The organism is Ferribacterium limneticum (assembly GCF_020510625.1).
GTDB lineage: Bacteria > Pseudomonadota > Gammaproteobacteria > Burkholderiales > Rhodocyclaceae > Azonexus > Azonexus limneticus_A.
The window spans coordinates 4,090,019-4,108,518 of sequence record NZ_CP075191.1 but is presented as its reverse complement, the minus strand read 5'-3'; the positions used below and the strand labels follow the sequence as shown (position 1 = coordinate 4,108,518).

Here is an 18,500-nt window from a genome sequence, read left to right as displayed (position 1 = left end):
ACATACCTCGATCAGAAACCTCGCAAGTGTAAACAACTCTTATAAATGAGTCAATTTCCGCGGCGCACAAATTAAGGGTTTTCCCTGAAAGACAGTCGCTTACGATTAGTAACATTCGTTAAACGGATAGCCGGGAAATCAGGCCGTCGAGTTGGTCCAGGCTACCGAATTCAATCGTGACTTTGCCGGCCCCTTTTTTGTTGGTGCGAATCTGGACGTTGGCGCCAAGGCCATCCGCGAGATTTTCCTGAAGACGGAGCAAGTCGCGGTCGACAGGCTTTTCGCTGGATGTTTTCGGGGGGTTGGTAATTTGTTGAACGAGGCGTTCGGCTTCTCGTACCGACAGCCCTTTCTGGACGATGCGTTGCGCAATGGCGACTTGCTGGGCGCCTGTCAGCGGCAACAGAGCGCGGGCGTGGCCCATATCGAGTTTGCCGGTCATCAGTAGTTCCTGAACTGGGGCGCTTAGTTGCAAAAGGCGCAACAGGTTGCTGGCAGCGGGGCGGGAGCGGCCAACGGCATCGGCGGCTTGCTGGTGAGTCAGGCCGAATTCGTCGATCAGGCGTTGCAGGCCCTGGGCTTCTTCGAGCGGATTCAGGTTCTCGCGCTGGATGTTCTCGATGAGCGCCATGGCCAGCGCCTGTTCGTCCGGAATGCTGCGGACGAGGACCGGAACTTCGCTCAGGCCGGCCAGTTGGGAGGCGCGCCAGCGGCGTTCGCCGGCGACGATTTCATAACGCTCGGCACCGGGCGTGTTGTTGACGGCGCGCACGAGAATCGGCTGCATGACGCCCTGGGCCTTGATCGAGGCGGCGAGTTCGGCCAGCGAGTCCTGATCCATGTGGGTGCGCGGCTGGTACTTGCCGGGTTTCAGGCGTTCGACCGGTAGGTTGCGCAGTTCGTCTTCGGGTTTGGCGTCGCTGCCGGAGAGCAGCGCGTCGAGGCCGCGGCCGAGTCCTTTCATCTTGATCATGCTGCGGTCCTTTCGAGGATTTCCTGGGCGAGGGCGCTGTAGGCTTGGGCGCCCTTCGAGTTCTTGTCGAAGGCGATGACCGGCTTGCCGTAGGACGGCGCTTCGGCCAGGCGGACATTGCGCGGCACGATGGTCTTGTAGACCTTGTCGCCGAAGTGGCTTTCGAGTTCGCTGGAAACCTGCTGGGTCAGCGTGCTTTGGCCGTTGTACATGGTGCGCAACAGGCCTTCGATTTCGAGGCGCGAATTGAGGTGGTGGCGCACCTTGCGCAGCGTTTCGACCAAGTCGGACAGGCCTTCCAGCGCGTAGTACTCGCACTGCATGGGGATCAGCACGGAATCGGCGGCGACCAGGGCGTTGACGGTCAGCATGTTGAGGGCTGGCGGGCAGTCGATTAGCACGAAATCGTATTCGGCGTGGTTTTGCGCCAAGGCCTTTTTCAGGCGGTATTCGCGTTGGTCGAGCTCGATCATTTCGACTTCGGCGCCAGCCAACTCCCGGTTGGCGGGCAGGATGTCGAAATCGAAGTCGGTCTTGATGCAGACTTCGAGCAGGGTTGCGGCCCCAATCAGCAGTTGATAGACGGTCGGCAGCGCTTCTTTCTTGGTGATGCCGGATCCGGTCGTCGCGTTGCCCTGCGGATCCATGTCAATCAGCAGGACACGCTTGCCTTCAGCAGCCAGCGACGCCGCCAGATTCACTGCGGTGGTCGTCTTGCCGACGCCGCCCTTCTGGTTGGTTATGGCGAGTACTTTCATGACCCGGCTTTCAAGATGATCAAATGTCGTTCGGCATCCAGCCCCGGCACAGTGAGCGGAATGATCGCTTCAACCATGATGTCGGCGGGCAGGGCTTTGAGTTCGTCGTCCGGTCGTACCCCTTTCATGGCCAGCCAGCGACCGTTCGGGGCCAGCAGGTGGCGGGTCAGGCTGATGAAAAGGCCGATTTCGGCGAAGGCGCGCGAGCTGATCTGGGCGTATTGCCCCTGCATTTCCTCGACCCGGGCGTGGTGCACCGTAACATTCTTCAGCGCCAGTTCGATGACAGCTTGCTGCAGGAAAGTGGTTTTCTTCTGCACGGTGTCGACCATGCTGACGGATAAATCGGGTCGGGCGATGGCGAGCGGAATGCCGGGCAGGCCGCCGCCACTACCAACATCGAGCAGATTGCCGGTGCCAACATGCGGCAGGATGGCCAGCGAGTCGAGCAGGTGGTGAGATATGGCCAGAGCCGGATCTCGCAGCGCAGTCAGGTTGTAGGTCTTGTTCCACTTGAGCAGCAGGTCGCGGAAGGCGAGCAGCTTGTGCTGCCCATCGGCTGGCAGCGTGATGTCAAGGGCGGCGAGGCCTGCTGCGAGTGCGTTCTGGCTCATGCGGCGTGGCTGAGGTTGTGGCGCTTCAGGTGGATCAGCAGCAGCGAAATGGCGGCCGGCGTGATGCCCTGAACGCGAGAGGCCTGACCGATAGTCTGTGGCTTGTGCTGGGCGAGCTTTTGCTTGACCTCGTTGGACAGGCCGGCGACGGTGGCATAGTCCAGATCAGCGGGTAGCACGGTGTTTTCATAATTGGCCGACTTGGCGACTTCCTCGGCCTGACGGTCGATGTAGCCTTGATACTTGGCGGAGATTTCCAGTTGCTCGACAACCGCCGGGTCCATCTCAATTCTGGCTGGAATTTCCGTTTGCCCCTGAAGAGGCAAGGTGACAAGCGCTTCGTAGCTCACCTCGGGGCGGCGCAGTAGTTCGAACAGGTTGTATTCGTGTTCGATTGGCTTGCCGAGGACGCGGATGCAATCTTCGGCCGGTGTCAGCTTGGGATTGACCCAGGTTGATTTCAGGCGCTCCTGCTCGCTGGCAATGGCGTCGCGCTTCTGGCAGAAGGCAGCCCAGCGAATGTCATCAACCAGGCCGAGTTCGCGACCCTGCTCGGTCAAGCGCAGGTCGGCGTTGTCTTCGCGCAGGCTCAGGCGGTATTCGGCGCGGCTGGTGAACATCCGGTAGGGGTCGGAAACGCCGCGCGTGATCAGGTCGTCGACCAGCACGCCGAGGTAGGCTTCGTTGCGCTTCGGGCACCAGCCGGATTCGCCGCGCACGTAGCGCACGGCGTTGACGCCAGCCAGCAGGCCTTGGGCTGCGGCCTCTTCGTAGCCGGTCGTGCCGTTGATCTGGCCGGCGAAGAACAGGCCGTTGATCGCCTTGGTTTCCAGCGTGTCCTTAAGGCCGCGCGGATCGTAGAAATCGTATTCGATGGCGTAGCCGGGGCGCAGGATGTGGCAGTTTTCCATGCCGCGGATCGAGCGAACCAGCGCCAGCTGGATGTCGAAGGGTAGGCTGGTGGACACGCCGTTCGGGTAGATCTCGTGCGTGGTCAGGCCTTCCGGTTCGAGAAAGACGTTGTGCTTGTCCTTGTCGGCGAAGCGGTGGATCTTGTCTTCAATAGACGGGCAGTAGCGTGGGCCGACGCCTTCGATGACGCCGGTGTACATCGGCGAACGGTCCAGGCCGCTGCGGATGATGTCGTGCGTGCGCTCGTTGGTTTCGGTGATCCAGCACGGCAGTTGGCGCGGGTGCTGGGCGGCGTTGCCGAGGAAAGAAAAGACCGGCATCGGGGTGTCCGAATGCTGTTCTTCCATCACCGAAAAATCGATGGTCTTGCCGTCGAGGCGTGGCGGCGTGCCGGTCTTCAAGCGGCCTTGCGGCAGATTCAGTTCCTTCAGGCGGCTGGCCAGCGATACCGACGGTGGATCGCCCATGCGGCCGCCGGTGTAGTTTTCCAGCCCGACATGAATCTTGCCGTTGAGGAAGGTGCCGGCAGTGAGTACGACAGCATTTGCTTCGAAGCGAATGCCGAGCTGCGTGACCGCACCGGCGACGTGGTCACCTTCGACGATCAGGTCGTCGCAGGCTTCGGCGAAAATGGTCAGATTGGGCTGGTTTTCCAGTCGGCTGCGGATGGCCTGCTTGTAAAGCACACGGTCGGCCTGGGCGCGGGTGGCGCGGACGGCCGGGCCTTTCGAGGCATTCAGGATGCGGAACTGGATACCGGCTTCGTCAGTGGCCGCTGCCATCGCGCCGCCCAGCGCATCGACCTCACGGACCAGATGGCCCTTGCCGATGCCGCCGATCGATGGATTGCAGCTCATCGCCCCCAGCGTGTCGAGGTTGTGGGTCAGCAGCAGCGTGTTCGCACCCGCCCGCGCCGCGGCAAGCGCAGCCTCGGTGCCGGCATGACCGCCGCCGACGACGATGACATCGAAACGGGTGGGATAGAGCATTGAAATAGCTATGTTGCAGCGCGGTATCGGACCGCGGATTTTACTTCAGGGCGCTGAAATCTCACAGGTTTTTGCCGCCATCTTGCCCTGCCCTATGAACTGAAGTACCTTGACATGAATGAGCACAAGCCAAGCCAAGGGTTCCAGCACACTCGACAACGAAGAGATGCTGCTGGTTTTGCAGCAGTCGCTGACCAAGAAACGGGTTTTGATTGTCGACCGTCATTCGCCGGCGCGGGATTCGTTGCGCCTGATGCTGGGCGCGCTGGGCGTGACCATGGTGCATGGGGCAGGCAATTCGGCGGAAGTGATTCGTCAGGTCAAGGGCAATCGCTTCGACATCATCCTGTCGGATTTCGTCCTCGATGATGGCCGGGATGGCCAGCAGCTCCTCGAAGAACTGCGCCATGCCCACCTGATTCCCTTGTCGACGGTCTATCTGATCATCACCAGCGAACGCAGCTACACCAATGTTGTGGCGCTGGCCGAACTGGCACCGGACGATTACCTGATCAAGCCGTTCACCGCCGAGCAGTTGCAGGCCCGCTTGGTCAAGGCTGTCTACAAGAAGCATGTGCTGCGCAAGGTTTATGAGCAGATCGAAAGCGGCGCACTGCAGGAAGCGATTGCCGCCTGCGATCGTGTTATCCAGCAGCAGCCGGTTTATATGTACGACGCTTTGCGCTTCAAGGGGGAGTTGCTGCATCAGTTGGGGCGTACCCGCGAAGCCGAAGAAGTGTTCCGGCGCGTGCTTGAAGGGCGAGTCGTGCCGTGGGCCAAGATGGGGTTGGCGATGGCCTTGCGCGATCGTGGCGCGCTCGATGAGGCCGAGCAACTGGCCGAACAGGTGACTTCGGAGGCACCGGAATTTCTGTCGGCCTACGATTTCCTGGCTTCGGTGCATGAAGCGCAGGGGCGCCTGAAGGAAGCCCAGCAGTCGCTGCAGCGCGGTGCCGATGCCTCGCCGCACAACACAGTGCGGCAGCGCCTGGTTGGTGATGTCGCTGCCCGCAACAAGGATTTGCTCGCCGCCGAGAAGGCTTATGGCAAGGTGATCGAGCGTAACCGGGGTTCCAGCCTGCGGACGGTGGATGATTTTGCCAATCTGTCGCGGGTGCTGATCGAGCGTGGCGATGTAGCGGCTTCGCGCAAGATTGCCACCGAAATGAAGCGGGAATGGCGTGGCGACAAGCAGGCCGAACTGGCCGCCTTGGTTACTGAGAGCCTGTGCCTGCATGCCGAAGGTTCCGGTGACAAGGCGCAGCAATTGGTGGACAAGGCGCTGGAGTTACAGCGTTCGATTGGTACCGAGGCGGCCGACAAGGGCAAGCATGTTTCACAGCGGCTGGCGATCGATCTGGCCCATGCCTGCTACGCGACCGGCAACGAAGGCGAAGCGGCGAAAATCATGCGTCAGGTGGCGGCTGAAAACCACGAAGACCCGCACCTGATCGATCACATCACCAGTGTTTTCGAAAAGACCGGCCAGCCCGATGCCGGCAAGGCCCTGCTCGATCAGGTCGGCAAGGAAATCATCGACCTGAACAACAAGGGCGTCATGGCAGCGCGCAGCGGCGATCTGGAAGGCGCCGTGCAACTGCTGATCCAGGCGGCCGAGCAGGTGCCCAACCTGCAGTTCCTGGTCAATGCCGCCAAGGCGATCTATTCGCTGATGGACAAGAAGGGTTGGGATGCCGATCTGGCGGCCCGGGCGCTGGATTATCTGCAGCGAGCCCAGCGCAAGGACCGGAAGAGTGCCAAGGTGGCCTCGGCGCGCGAACTGTATGTCACGGTGGCCAAGAAGTACGGTATTGCGACCGACAACACCTGAAGCCACCTGAGCAGCAACATTTTGAAACCATTTGCCTTGATCGCCGATCATCCGTTTGGCGTCATCAAGCGTTGATTGGCTGTCAGCCCGCCAGATTGCGCGGGCCTGACCTATTCCCCGGGAGTCCATGATGCTGCAATCCATGCATCGAATTATTGCCGCGACACTGTGCATGATCGTGCTGCCCGCCATGGCGCAGAACGACCCGCCGGCCCGTGTCGGCCGATTGGCGCATCTTGAAAATGAGGTCAATTTGCGGGTCGACCGCAACGACCAGGGCGGGCCGGCGACGATCAACTGGCCGATCAGCAGCGGCGCCGTTCTGGAAACCGGACGGCGAGGCCGGGCTGAAGTCTGGATCGGGTCGACCGCCTATCGTCTGGCGGACGACAGTCAGGCTGAGTTTTTGACCGTCGACGACAGGCAGGTTGATGTTCGCCTGAATGAAGGCAGTTTGGCGGTTACCGTGCTTGACCGGGATCAGGTCGATGATGTTATGGTCGTGACGCCGGACGGCAATGTCCGTTTCCAGACACCGGGGCGCTACCGCGTCGATGTGCTTGACGATCACTCGGAACTGACCGTGCAGGCTGGCCGGGCGACTTTTGATGACGGCCGGCGGGTGACCCCGGTGGCAGCCGGTCAGCAGGCGAGTCGCTGGGGTGATGGCCGCGAGCGGCTTGATGGAAACTGGCGGCAGGATGCCTTCGACCAATGGGTGGCCAACCGTGAAAATGCCACGCTGGCCAGTACGGCTCGTCGCCATGTCTCGCCCCATATGACCGGCTATCAGGATCTGGATGCCTATGGCGACTGGCAATCGGCACCTGACTACGGCGTAGTCTGGTATCCGCGGGCCGTGGCCGATGACTGGGCTCCCTACCGCTATGGGCGCTGGGCTTGGGTGGCGCCTTGGGGCTGGACCTGGATCGACCAGGCGCCCTGGGGGTTTGCCCCCTTCCATTACGGTCGCTGGGCGATGATTCATGGGCGCTGGGGCTGGGTACCGGGGCGCCTTGTGGCCCGCCCGGTCTATGCGCCGGCGCTGGTCGCCTGGATCGGCAACCCCGGCTGGAATGTCAGCTTCGGCTTTGGTGCCGCCCCGGCGGTGGGCTGGTTCCCGCTGGCGCCGCGCGAAGTCTATGTGCCGGGCCATCGTCATAGCCACCAGTATGTCCGACAGATCAACGTCAGCCATGTCCGTGATGCCCATGTGATTGAACGGGCCATGCGTCCTGGGCCGCAGCAGGCGTTTTCCCACCATGCTTCGCCGCGTGCGGTGACGGTTGTTCCAGCCAACCTGGTGCGCGAAGGAAGGCCGATCACGGCTCATGAAGTTCGTCCGCAGCAGCGTCAGGAGTTGGGGCGTGCCCCGCTGGCCAGTCGGGCGCCCAATGCGGCGTGGCTGGCGCCTGCTCCGGGGGCGGCCAGGCCGCATGACGGCGAGCGCCGCAGTTTTGAGAACAGGCAGCCGCGTCGCGACTTCGATGCTCCCCGGCCAAATGCGCCGGAGCGCGGAACGCCACGCGGTGAGCCGATGCCGCGCACGGCGGATCGCCCGGCCTTCCGGTCGCCGATGCCTGAGGGTGGCAACGGCCGAAGCAGTGAATCGCGCCCCGAGATTTTGCGCCGCTCGCCAGAGGTTCGCCTGGAAGGTGAAAACCGTGGCCGGCCAGTCGATAGCGCGCCGTCCCCGGTGCCGACGCGGCGTGAGGCATCATCTCCGGAGAGCCGTCAGGTCATGCCGGAAGCCAGCCGTGAACTGGTGCCCGAATCGCGCCGGGAAACTTTCCGCCGACCGGGTGAGGGGCGAGTCGATGGCGAGCCGCGCGGACGTTTGTCCGAGGGCGCGCCCATGCAGGCGCCGACGCGCCGCGACATGCCCTCTCCGGACGTCCGCCAGGTCGCACCTGAAGTGAGCCGCGAGCCAGCGGCGGAACCGCGTCGTGAAGTCTTCCGCCGGCCGGCTGAAACGGCACCGGGCGTCGAGCCGCGTGGTCGCTCGTTTGAGGCTGCGCCAGCCCCAGTCCCGATGCGTCGCGAGATGCCGCCGCCGGAAGTGCGGAGCGAGCCGCGTCAGCCGCAATCAGGCATGCGTCTGCCGGAACAGCGCCGCGAGGGTGGCGATTTCCAGCGGATGGAACGTCCGATGCAGCGGGAGAGCATGCCGCAGCAAATGCAGCGTCAACCGGAAATACCGAGGGAGATGCCGCGCCCGGCACCTCCGCCCGAGGTCAGGGCGCCGGCGCCACAGCCGATGCCCCAGGCAGTGCAGCAGCAGCGGGCCGAGCCGCCTCGTCAGCCACCGGCCCAGGCTCAGCCAGCGGGAGGCGGGCAGAACAACGACCCACGCCGCCGTCGTGACGACGAGCGCGGGCCGCGTTGAGTATGTGCTAGGAAAGCGCTGATCTATTCAAAGATGTCATTCCCGCGAAGGCGGGAATCCATAAAAATCAAAGAACTGGATCCCCGCCTTCGCGGGGATGACGAATACTTCAGTGTTTCCCTAGGTGCGCGTTCACCGTAACCGGCGAAGCCCGTCGCTCACAGTGAATACGCCCTAATGTTTTTGACCGAGACCGAGATAGGCCTCAATCACGCGCGGGTCGGCGGCCAGTTCGGCGCTCGGTCCGGCCAGTGAAACCTCGCCGGTTTCCAGCACGTAGCCGTAATCGGAAACCTGTAGCGCCGCGCGGGCATTCTGTTCGACAAGCAGAATTGCCACGCCGGTCTCTTTCAGGGCCGAGATGGTACGGAAGATTTCCTTGATGATCAGCGGCGCCAGACCGAGGCTGGGTTCGTCGAGCATCAGCAGCTTGGGCTTGGCCATCAGGGCGCGGCCCATGGCCAGCATCTGGCGTTCGCCGCCCGAGAGCGTGCCGGCTAGCTGGGCGCGACGCTCCTCGAGGCGGGGGAAGAGTTCGAAGACCTCGTCCATCGTTTCCATCTGATCGCGATGGCCGGTGCGGTAACGATCGAAGGCGCCGAGCAGCAGGTTGTCCTCGACGCTCATTTCAGCGAACAGCTCACGTTTTTCCGGGACCAGCGTCATGTCGTGGCGGACCAGATGCTCAACCGAGCGCTCATGCTTTTGCGGCTGCCCCATGTAGATGATGTCGCCATTCGACGGCAGTAGGCCCATCAGCGCTGAAAGCAAGGTGGTCTTGCCGGCGCCGTTCGGTCCGATCACGGTGACGATCTCGCCGCGGCGGATGGTCAGGCTGACCTCGTGCAGCGCCTCGACCTTGCCGTAGGCGACGCGCAGGTTTTTGACGTCGAGAATGACCTCGTGGTCGTGCAGGTGGGTCTTGCTCATTATTCGACCCCTCCCAGATAAGCTTCAAGCACCTTCGGATTCTGCTGGACTTCCGTGGGCAGACCTTCGGCAATTTTTTCCCCGAACTCCATGACAACGACCCGATCCGCCAGTCCCATGACGAAGTCCATGTCGTGTTCGACGAGCAGGATGCCCATGCCTTCGGCGCGCAGCTTGCGCAGCAGTTCGGCCAGCGCCTGCTTTTCCTTGTAGCGCAGGCCGGCCGCCGGTTCGTCAAGAAGCAGCAGGCAGGGATCGGAGGCCAGGGCGCGGGCGATTTCGACAATGCGCTGCTGGCCGAGGGCCAGGCTGCCGGCGGCATCGAACATGTGCTCGGCAAGGCCGACGCGCTCGATCTGCCGCGCCGCTTCGGCGAGCAGACGGTTTTCCTCGGCCCGGTCGAGGCGCAGTGCCGCGGCGAGAACGCCCTTGCTGCCACGCAGATGGGCACCGATGGCGACGTTTTCGAGCACCGTCATCTGGCCGAGCAGTCGGACGTGCTGGAAGGTCCGGCTCATGCCGCGGCGAGCGATATCGCGCGATCCCTGGTCAACGGTCGAGTCGCCAAGGAAGGCGATCTTCCCCTCACTGGCCGGGTCGACGCCGGAGATGCAGTTGAACATCGTGCTTTTGCCGGCGCCGTTCGGGCCGATCAGCGCCATCACTTCGCCGGCGCGCACGCTGAGGTCCATGTTGTTGTTGGCGACCAGGCCGCCGAAGCGCTTGGTGACTTCGCTGGCTTCCAGCAAGACTGTGCCGGTGGCGTTCGCCGGACGTTTGGATAGCGTTTCCGCTATCGGGACGGCGCGCTGCCGGTTACGGCTGGGCAACAGTTTAATGATGACTGGCCACAGCCCGGCGCGAGCTTTTTGCAACACGACAATGATGGCGATGGCGAAAACGATGATCTCGAAATTGCCGCTCTGGCCGAGAATCTGCGGCAACCAGTCCTGCAACCACTGCTTGAGGACAGTGATCAGGCCGGCACCCAGCACCGCGCCCCAGACGTGGCCCATGCCGCCGACGACGACCATGAACAGGTATTCGATACCCTGGTTCAGAGCAAATGGCGTCGGATTGACGAAGCGTTGCAGGTGGGCGTAGAGCCAGCCCGAGGTACTGGCTAGCAGGGCGGCGATCAGGAAAATGACGATCTTGGTGCGCTGGGTATTCACCCCCATCGCCTCGGCCATCACGACGCCCCCGCGCAGCGCGCGAATCGCCCTGCCCTCACGCGAGTCGAGCAGGTTGCGGATGGCAACGATGGCGAGCAGCACGACCAGCCAGATCAGGTAGTAGAACTGATTGCCGGACTTCAGCTCCCAGCCGAACAGCGACACCGGTGGAATGCCGGTGATGCCGGTGTGGCCGCCGAGAAACTCGATATTGCCGAACAGGAAGTAGAGGCTGATGCCCCAGGCGATAGTACCCAGCGGCAGGTAATGGCCGCCCATGCGCAAGGTGATGAAACCGAGAAAGAGGGCAACCGCAGCGGTGATAGCGAGGCCAATGAGCAGTGTCAGCCACGGCGAGACGCCGTAGGTGGTACTCAGAAGGCCCGTCGTGTAAGCACCGAGGCCGACGAAGGCGGCCTGCCCGAACGAGGTCAGGCCGCCGACGCCGGTCAGCAGGACGAGTCCGACGGCGACGATGGCGTAGAGGCCGATGTAGTTGAGTAGGGTGATCGAAAACTCGGGCAGCAGGCGCGGCGCGATCAGCAGCAGGCCGATAAAGGCGACGAATGGCAGGTGTCGCAGCCAGCGCAGCTTGGGCCGGGCGTCGTGTGGTTCGGCATTGACCTCGTCGGTATGCTCATCGTCATCCTCGACGTGGCGCGTCGTCAGCGAGCGCCATAACAGCACCGGGATGATCAGCGTGAAGACGATGACTTCCTTGAAGGCGCTGGCGTAGAAGGAGGAATAGGATTCGAGCAAACCGACCAGGATGGCGCCCAGTGCGGCCAGCGGGTAAGAGGCCAGGCCGCCGATGATGGCGCCGACGAAGCCCTTGAGGCCGATCAGGAAGCCGGAGTCGTAGTAAATGGTAGTGATCGGGGCGATCAGGATGCCGGAGAAGGCGCCGATGGCGGCGGCCAGCGTGAAGCAGAGCTTGCCGGCGAGGACCGGCGGAATGCCCATCAAACGGGCGCCGGTGCGGTTCATGGCGGTCGCCCGCAGGGCCTTGCCGTAGATGGTGCGCTCGAAGAAGAAATACAGTCCGATGATCAGCAGGGCCGAGGCGACGACGACGAGGATGGTTTGCCCCTGCAGCGGGGCGCCGGCCAGTTCGAAGCTGAGGTCGGTAAAGGCCGGCGTGCGCCAGCCTTCGGCGCCGAAGAAGAGCAGGCCGAGGCCGATCAGTGCCAGGTGCACGGCCACCGAAACGATCAGCAAGACCAGTACTGGTGCGCTGGCCAGCGGCTGGAAGGCGACGCGGTAGATCATCGGGCCAATTGGTATCACCACAGCTAATGCTATGAGCGCTTGAACCGATAGACTCAATTGACTTGGGGGGAAGAGCAGAAGACTAACCCATAGCAACGACGGATAGGCCACTGTGAATATTGCGTGTTGGGTTAATGCTCTAAACAGCGTTTTATCGATAAGAGTTGCAACTATGGTAGTGAACAATGCGCTGAAGACGAGAGCAAAAATAATGAGCGCGGGGCCAGTAAATATCAGCAGAAGAACGCCTGCCCACGAAGAAAGGATTAGAGCTGCGGGCACGATAAACAGCACAATTGCTATCCCAACGAGCGTATTTCGTATCGTTGAATTTTGCCCGGAACGAGAAATAACCTCGACGATTTGAGTGAGGGCGCCGAGAGCAATGAGCATTAGTAGCACCCCAGGCATATGGCCGGCCTGCAGCGAAGCCAGTGTCAGCGCACCAAAGGCGACGAACTCACCCTGAGGAATGAAGATGACGCGGGTGACGGTGAAAACGAGGACCAGCGCGAGGGCGAGCAGGGCATAGATGGCGCCATTGGTGATGCCATCCTGGCCGAGAAGAAGGAGAATCTGGAGGTCCATGCGACCCTGAAATACTGAAAGATTAAAAAGTCACTCCCGCGTCCCACAGGGACTTCCTACGGTCGTAGGCGGGAGTCCAGAGCAGATTCTGGATGCCCGCCTACGCGGGCATGACGGGATGCGGAGTTACTTGAGCAACTTCCAGGTGTTGTTTTCGATGGTGACCATGACGCGGGCGCGCTGGTCGAAACCCTGGTGATCGTTCGGCGTCAGGTTGAAGATGCCATGGGCGCCGGCGACGTTCTTGGTGTTCTCCAGCGCCTCGCGCAGGGCACGGCGGAACTCGACGGTGCCCGGCTTGGCCTTCTTCAGCGCGACCGGGATGGCGTTCTGCAGCAGTACGCCGGCATCCCAGGCGTGGCCGCCGAAGGAGCTGACGCTACCCTTGCCGTTGGCGGCTTCGTACTTGGTGACGTACTCCATGGCCGACTTCTTGACCGGATTGTCGTTCGGCAACTGGGCCGCGACGACCATCGGACCGACCGGCAGGAAGGCGCCTTCGACGTCCTTGCCTCCGACGCGGAGGAAATCGTTGTTGGCCACGCCGTGGGTCTGGTAGATCAGGCCCTTGTAGCCCTTTTCCTTCAACGCCTTTTGCGGCAGGGCGGCCGGGGTGCCGGCGCCACCGATCAGGATGGCATCCGGCTTGGCCGAAATGATCTTGAGGATCTGGCCGGTCACCGAAGTGTCGTTGCGCTGATAGCGCTCGCTGGCGACGATCTTCAGCTTGCGGGCCTCGGCAATCTTGGCAAATTCCTTGTACCAGCCTTCGCCATAGGCGTCGGCGAAACCGACGAAAGCAACGGTCTGGACGTTCTTGTCGGTCATGTGCTGGACCAGCGCGGTGGCCATGTGCGCATCGTTCTGAGCGGTCTTGAACACCCACTGGCGCTTGGCGTCCATCGGCTCGACGACGATGGCCGAACCGGCCATGGAGATCAGCGGCGTCTCGTTCTCGACGGCGACATCCATCATGGCCAGCGAACTCGGCGTGGTCGAGGAGCCGACGACGACGTCGACCTTGTTTTCACTGATCAGCTTCTTGATGTTCTTGGTCGCGGCGGTCGGGTCGGTTGCATCGTCGAGGATGATGTAATTGACCTTCTGGCCGCCGATGGTGGTCGGCAGTAGGGCGAAAGTGTTCTTTTCCGGGATGCCGAGCGAAGCGGCCGGGCCGGTGGCGGCGACCGAGACACCGACATTGATGTCGGCCAGTGCGGCGGTAGAGACAGTGGCAAGTACAGCCAGGGTCAGTTTCTTGAGCATGTTTTCATCCCGGAAACGAAAAAAACGAAGTCTAGCATGTGCAACCCGGCCTTTTTGGGCCGGATTGCAGTGGATTCGTACTACTTGGCGAGCTTCCAGGCGCCGTCCTTGATCGTGACCATGACACGGGCACGCTGGTCGAGGCCGAGGTGATCGTTGGCGCTCATGTTGAACACGCCATGGGCGCCGGCGACGTTCTTGGTGGCTTCCAGCGCATCGCGCAAGGCAGCACGGAATTCCTTGCTGCCCGGCTGGGCCTTCTTCAGGGCGATGGGGGCGGCATTGGCGAGCAGGATGCCGGCATCCCAGGCATAGCCGCCAAAGGCATTGACACTACCCTTGCCATGTACGGCCTCATACTTGCCGACATACTCCATGGCCGATTTCTTGACCGGGTTGTCGGCCGGCAGCTGGGCACCCACCAGCACCGGGCCGGTCGGCAGTACGGTGTCTTCGCAATCCTTGCCGCAGACGCGCAGGAAGTCGTTGTTGGCGACGCCGTGGGTCTGGTAAATGATGCCCTTGAAGCCCTTTTCCTTCAGCGATTTCTGCGGCAGGGCGGCTGGCGTGCCGGCACCGCCGATCAGGATGGCATCGGGTTTGGCCGACATGATCTTGAGGACCTGACCGGTGACCGAGGTATCGGTGCGGTTGAAACGCTCGTTGCCGACGAGCTTGATCTTGCGCACCTCGGCCAGCTTGGAAAACTCGTTCCACCAGCCTTCGCCGTAGGCATCCGAGAAGCCGATATAGGCGACGGTCTTCACGTTGTTGTTGGTCATGTGCTCGACGATGGCGGTCGACATCTGGGCGTCGTTCTGCGGCGTCTTGAACACCCACTTTCGCTTGGTATCCATCGGTTCGACGATGCGCGCCGAGGCGGCCATGGCGATCATCGGCGTTTCAGCCTCGGCCGCCACATCGACCATGGCCAGCGAGTTCGGCGTCGTGGTCGAGCCGATGATCAGGTCGACATTGCTTTCGCTGATCAGCTTCCTGGCATTCTTGACGGCAGTCGTCGTGTCGGAGGCATCGTCAAGGACGATGTAATTCACCTTCTGGCCGGCGATGGTCTTCGGCAGCAGGTCGATGGTGTTCTTTTCCGGGATGCCGAGCGAAGCGGCCGGGCCGGTGGCGGACAGCGTGACGCCGATGTTGATGTCGGCGAATGCCGTGGCGGCAAGCGTGGATAGCAGTGCAGCCAGCAGTGTTTTTTTCATCTTTTGTCTCCCTCTGGTGAATCGATTGCGCAAAGGTGAAAACGTATTGCCAAACGGTGTTTGATGCAAGCCGAGCGGTCAATCGGCCGTGATAAAGTCAATGTTTTGCTTATTAACGGGCTCTGTCATGTTTTCAGGAATCATCGCGGCGGTCGGCCGCATCACCCACCTCACACCGCGCGAAGTCGGTTTCCGTCTGCATGTCGATGCCGGCAAGCTGAATATGGATGGCGTCGCCCTGGGCGATTCGATTGCTCATAACGGCGTCTGCCTGACCGTGGTCGCTCGTGACGGCAATCAATTCATGGTCGATGTCTCGCCGGAAACCCTGTCATGCACCGTTGGCCTTGATGCCCCCGGCCCGGTCAATTTGGAAAAGGCGCTGCGCCTGAACGACGTGATCGGCGGCCATCTGGTTTCCGGCCATGTCGATGGCGTGGGCGAGGTGCTGTGTTTCGACCCGGTCGGCGACAACCGCCTGCTCGAAATCCGTGCCCCGAAAGAAATCGCCAAGTTCATCGCTCGCAAAGGTTCAATCGTGGTCAACGGCACCAGCCTGACGACCAACGACGTCAACGGCACCGATTTCACCATCAACCTGATCCCGCACACGCTGGAAAACACCACGCTGCACCTGCTCAAGCCGGGCAGCAAGGTCAATCTGGAGGTGGACCTGATCGCCCGCTATTGCGAGCGTCTGCTTGCTGCTGGCCGAGAGTAAGCACTTGCCATGACTGCTCGCCTGTCGGTCGGTATTCTGCTCTGTGGCCTGCTGGCTGCTTGCGCCAACTACGACGGTGCCGGGAAAATTCCGGTCGATGCTCGTCTGATCGATGTGGAGTACTCGATGGGTATTCCTGCCCTGCGCTGGAAGGAAGCCGATGGCGGCGAAACCCTGGCCTACCCCTTCGGGGCCATGGGCTATCACACCTTCTTTGTGCATGGCGATGCCAACGGCCGCTTCCACTCGCGTGAAAACGTACTGACGATGAAGCATTTCGCCCGCATTACTTCTGGCATGACCCAGGAACAGGTTCTTCGCACTATCGGACCGCCGGTTCCGGCATGGACCGTCTATTTCAAGGCGCGCGACGAGCTGGTCTGGGAGTGGCGATATTGCGACGACTGGAATGAGCCGGCCCGCTTCAACGTGTTGTTTGATGGCACTTCCGGGCAAGTGCGGTCGACGCTGGCCTCGACCGAACGGGCGCGCAATGTTTTTGGCGCCGGCGACCGCCGCAGCTGGTGCAGCCATTGATATTCGCCAGCACTGACAAAGTCTGCCCTTGAAAAACCAACCCCCCGCCCCCATAATCCAGAGCATGGTTGTAATTCCGGCAATCTGGAGGCGTTCTGGACAGGGGTTCGATTCCCCTCGACGAAATGCCAAGTAACGTAACCCGCTGAAAGCCTAGCGGGTTTTTCTTTTTGTGGCAGTGCCAATTCGTTTGGTGTCCCAAACGAGTCTCCCAAAGGGAGGGCAGGCAATGTCCATCAAGTTACCGGCATATCTTCACCGCAACCGACACGGCGTTTTCGGGTTCCGAGTCGTCATACCGAGGGCGCTACGGCTATCATTCCCAGCCTACGAATACCGCCTATCGGTAGGCACGACCAACAAGAAGCACGCGAAGCGAATTGCCCTCCGAATGGCAAGCTTTACGCAAGAGTATTTCCACAAGGTTCGTCGAATGAGCGCGAATGACAATGAACTGCCCGGTTTTAGTTTCGCGGCAGACCTCCAACTGGAACGAGACAGGTTCGCTAAGGAGCTGGATTCCCTTGTCGATTCGACCCTTGAGTACGACGGTGCGCATGATGCGATCCGTGATCAATTCGCTGAGTTGCAGGCAGCGCGGGGGGAGTTGGACTTGCTGGCAGAGCACGCGCAGGCAACTAACGATACGGTACTCGCTCAAGAGGTGCTTGCTGCTTTTGATGCCTTTGACGTGCGGATGGCTGCCCTATTGCCCAAGATCATTGCATTGAGTGATCGTGAGGAAGGAATTGAGCGTGATGGAATTACACTCTCCAAACGGGCGCAAAGAATTTCCCTGACTGCCCAGCACAGTGAGGCAATCAATACTCAAGCAACCCGCTTCGATCAGGAGCGGGAATATTTGGCCGATTTCACAGCGCGGGCTATTAAGGCATCTGGTGTAGTGCCGGCAGCGACAGGGGTTGTGTCACCACCTGCTGTGACTGGTGATCCATTGTCGGCTGTCATTGAAGCGTATTGTGACAACCAAAACGCGGAAGGTTGTTGGACAGCCAAGACGGACGCAGAGAATCGGGCGATCCTAGCCCAATGGCTGAACATTGTTGGTGATCAGCCAATCACCGGCTATGGCTATGAACAACACCGAGCCTACAAACTGACGATTCAGCGGCTTCCTCCGAATATCAATAAAAGCCCTCGTTATCGAGGAAAAAGCATTGATGAAATCATTGCACTGGGCGACAAGCCGGCCGCGCCGAACACGGTCAATAAGAATCTGACCCGAATTTCGGCCTTGTTTCGATGGGCGGTCGAATATGGTTACACCGCGTTGAACCCGGCAGGGGGGATGACGATCAAGAACCCCAAGCGGGCGAGTGAAGAGCGCCAAGCATTTTCCGATGGTGACCTTACCAAGCTGTTTCATCGGAAGGATTACTGCCGTGAGCGGATTAAGCAACCTTACAAGTATTGGGCTGCACTGATAGCACTTTTCACCGGGGCGAGACAGAACGAAATCGCACAACTGCATCTGGCCGACTTTTGCGAAAGCGATGGAATTCCTCTCATCAGTATCAACGATCAGGGCGAAGGCAAGCGTCTGAAAACCAAGGCTGGTAAGCGAAGCATTCCCATCCATGCAGAACTCGTGCGCTTGGGATTGCTGCGATACGTTGATGAGCTACGCACTGCCAATGAAACGCGCCTATTTCCGGAACTTAAGCTAAAGCGGGATGGATACGGCCAGACGATATCGCGGTGGTTCCAAAGTTACCGTCGTAAGTGCGGTATTAGCGAGGATGGCAAAGTTTTTCATAGCTTTCGGCACACCGTAATTGACCGGCTGAAGCAAGCGGATGTCCCAAAGGAAAAAATTGCCGCACTGGTGGGACACGAAGACGACAGCGTGACGTTCGGGAGGTATGGCAAGGATTTCTCGCCTGCCATCATGCGGGAAGTTGTCGCAACGTTGGACTTCGCTCATATCACTGGGCATGTCGCCCCGTATTGCCGCGACTGAAGCTGGTAGTTAATCACACCCAGTCTTTCGGAAACGCGCTACGCGATGTTTTTGGCCCTTTGGGTAGGCTGCCCCACTAGCGGGGTTATCCACAGGGCTTAAAACGCTTCCGGCTGCTCGAACAGGCAAACCACAGGAACCCCGAGACCATCAGCAATTATCTGGATAGCATCTAGAGACGGGTTTGCACCACCTCGCTCGACGCGGCTCATGTAGCTTCGGGCAAAACCACACTTGTCGGCGAACGCCTCCTGCGAAAGCCCGGTTACCTTCCGTAGCTGCCGCACTCGCTGTCCGAATCGTGATCTGAGGGATGCTGTCGTCACCCCTCGAACTGTGAGTCAGTGTAT

General features: G+C 60.9%; 14 protein-coding genes and 2 pseudogenes. 6 read left to right on the top strand and 10 right to left on the bottom strand.

Annotated features, from left to right (window positions below; all coding sequences use genetic code 11):
- Positions 1 to 118 precede the first annotated feature (118 nt).
- From KI617_RS19750 to mnmG, 4 genes are read right to left on the bottom strand one after another with little or no spacing between them, the layout of a single operon-like run.
- Positions 119 to 973, bottom strand: a complete 855-nt coding sequence (locus tag KI617_RS19750) for a ParB/RepB/Spo0J family partition protein (protein ID WP_226449269.1) — start codon at positions 971 to 973, stop codon at positions 119 to 121.
- The gene (locus tag KI617_RS19745; protein WP_226449267.1) at positions 970 to 1,731 is read right to left on the bottom strand and encodes a ParA family protein; all 762 of its coding nucleotides are present in this window, start codon (positions 1,729 to 1,731) and stop codon (positions 970 to 972) included. The genes KI617_RS19750 and KI617_RS19745 overlap by 4 nt, the downstream gene beginning before the upstream one ends.
- Complete coding sequence (gene rsmG / locus KI617_RS19740) at positions 1,728 to 2,345, bottom strand: 16S rRNA (guanine(527)-N(7))-methyltransferase RsmG (protein ID WP_226449265.1); 618 nt, start codon at positions 2,343 to 2,345, stop codon at positions 1,728 to 1,730. Before rsmG ends, KI617_RS19745 begins: the two co-directional genes overlap by 4 nt.
- On the bottom strand, positions 2,342 to 4,246 hold the full coding sequence (mnmG, locus tag KI617_RS19735) for a tRNA uridine-5-carboxymethylaminomethyl(34) synthesis enzyme MnmG (protein WP_226449264.1): 1,905 nt from the start codon (positions 4,244 to 4,246) through the stop codon (positions 2,342 to 2,344). The genes rsmG and mnmG overlap by 4 nt, the downstream gene beginning before the upstream one ends.
- A 118-nt stretch (positions 4,247 to 4,364) precedes the next feature.
- Here mnmG and KI617_RS19730 point away from each other — a divergent pair, with 118 nt between their 5' ends.
- Positions 4,365 to 6,077: a tetratricopeptide repeat protein gene (locus KI617_RS19730; protein ID WP_226449262.1), complete on the top strand. Its 1,713-nt coding sequence runs from the start codon at positions 4,365 to 4,367 to the stop codon at positions 6,075 to 6,077.
- 127 nt (positions 6,078 to 6,204) lie between these two features.
- Positions 6,205 to 8,463 (top strand): DUF6600 domain-containing protein, encoded by a 2,259-nt coding sequence (locus tag KI617_RS19725; protein ID WP_226449260.1) that lies wholly within the window; start codon positions 6,205 to 6,207, stop codon positions 8,461 to 8,463.
- Between the two features lie 174 nt (positions 8,464 to 8,637).
- Here KI617_RS19725 and KI617_RS19720 read toward each other — a convergent pair whose 3' ends face one another.
- From KI617_RS19720 to KI617_RS19700, 5 genes and pseudogenes are all read right to left on the bottom strand, one after another.
- Complete coding sequence (locus KI617_RS19720) at positions 8,638 to 9,393, bottom strand: ABC transporter ATP-binding protein (RefSeq protein WP_226449258.1); 756 nt, start codon at positions 9,391 to 9,393, stop codon at positions 8,638 to 8,640.
- Positions 9,393 to 11,150: a branched-chain amino acid ABC transporter ATP-binding protein/permease gene (locus tag KI617_RS19715; protein ID WP_226451918.1), complete on the bottom strand. Its 1,758-nt coding sequence runs from the start codon at positions 11,148 to 11,150 to the stop codon at positions 9,393 to 9,395. The genes KI617_RS19720 and KI617_RS19715 overlap by 1 nt, the downstream gene beginning before the upstream one ends.
- 57 nt (positions 11,151 to 11,207) lie before the next feature.
- Positions 11,208 to 12,425 (bottom strand): annotated as a pseudogene (locus KI617_RS19710) (branched-chain amino acid ABC transporter permease); the annotation flags it as partial.
- 126 nt (positions 12,426 to 12,551) lie between these two features.
- Complete coding sequence (locus KI617_RS19705; protein WP_226449256.1) at positions 12,552 to 13,691, bottom strand: ABC transporter substrate-binding protein; 1,140 nt, start codon at positions 13,689 to 13,691, stop codon at positions 12,552 to 12,554.
- An 80-nt stretch (positions 13,692 to 13,771) separates the two neighbouring features.
- The gene (locus KI617_RS19700) at positions 13,772 to 14,911 is read right to left on the bottom strand and encodes an ABC transporter substrate-binding protein (protein WP_226449255.1); all 1,140 of its coding nucleotides are present in this window, start codon (positions 14,909 to 14,911) and stop codon (positions 13,772 to 13,774) included.
- 127 nt (positions 14,912 to 15,038) lie between these two features.
- On the opposite strand from KI617_RS19700, the gene KI617_RS19695 reads away from it, so the two are divergent.
- The 4 genes and pseudogenes from KI617_RS19695 (at position 15,039) to KI617_RS19685 (ending at position 18,150) form a co-directional block, all read left to right on the top strand.
- Positions 15,039 to 15,632, top strand: a complete 594-nt coding sequence (locus KI617_RS19695) for a riboflavin synthase (protein ID WP_226449253.1) — start codon at positions 15,039 to 15,041, stop codon at positions 15,630 to 15,632.
- Positions 15,633 to 15,641: 9 nt separating this feature from the next.
- Positions 15,642 to 16,169 (top strand): hypothetical protein, encoded by a 528-nt coding sequence (locus tag KI617_RS19690; protein ID WP_226449251.1) that lies wholly within the window; start codon positions 15,642 to 15,644, stop codon positions 16,167 to 16,169.
- Between the two features lie 229 nt (positions 16,170 to 16,398).
- Positions 16,399 to 16,542 (top strand): annotated as a pseudogene (locus KI617_RS20585) (hypothetical protein); the annotation flags it as partial.
- Positions 16,543 to 16,602: 60 nt separating this feature from the next.
- On the top strand, positions 16,603 to 18,150 hold the full coding sequence (locus tag KI617_RS19685) for a site-specific integrase (RefSeq protein WP_226449249.1): 1,548 nt from the start codon (positions 16,603 to 16,605) through the stop codon (positions 18,148 to 18,150).
- 98 nt (positions 18,151 to 18,248) lie between these two features.
- Here the strand turns inward: KI617_RS19685 and KI617_RS19680 are convergent, their stop codons facing one another.
- A complete protein-coding gene (locus KI617_RS19680) occupies positions 18,249 to 18,437 on the bottom strand; it encodes a helix-turn-helix domain-containing protein (RefSeq protein ID WP_226449247.1) in 189 nt (62 codons plus the stop codon).
- Positions 18,438 to 18,500: the final 63 nt, after the last annotated feature.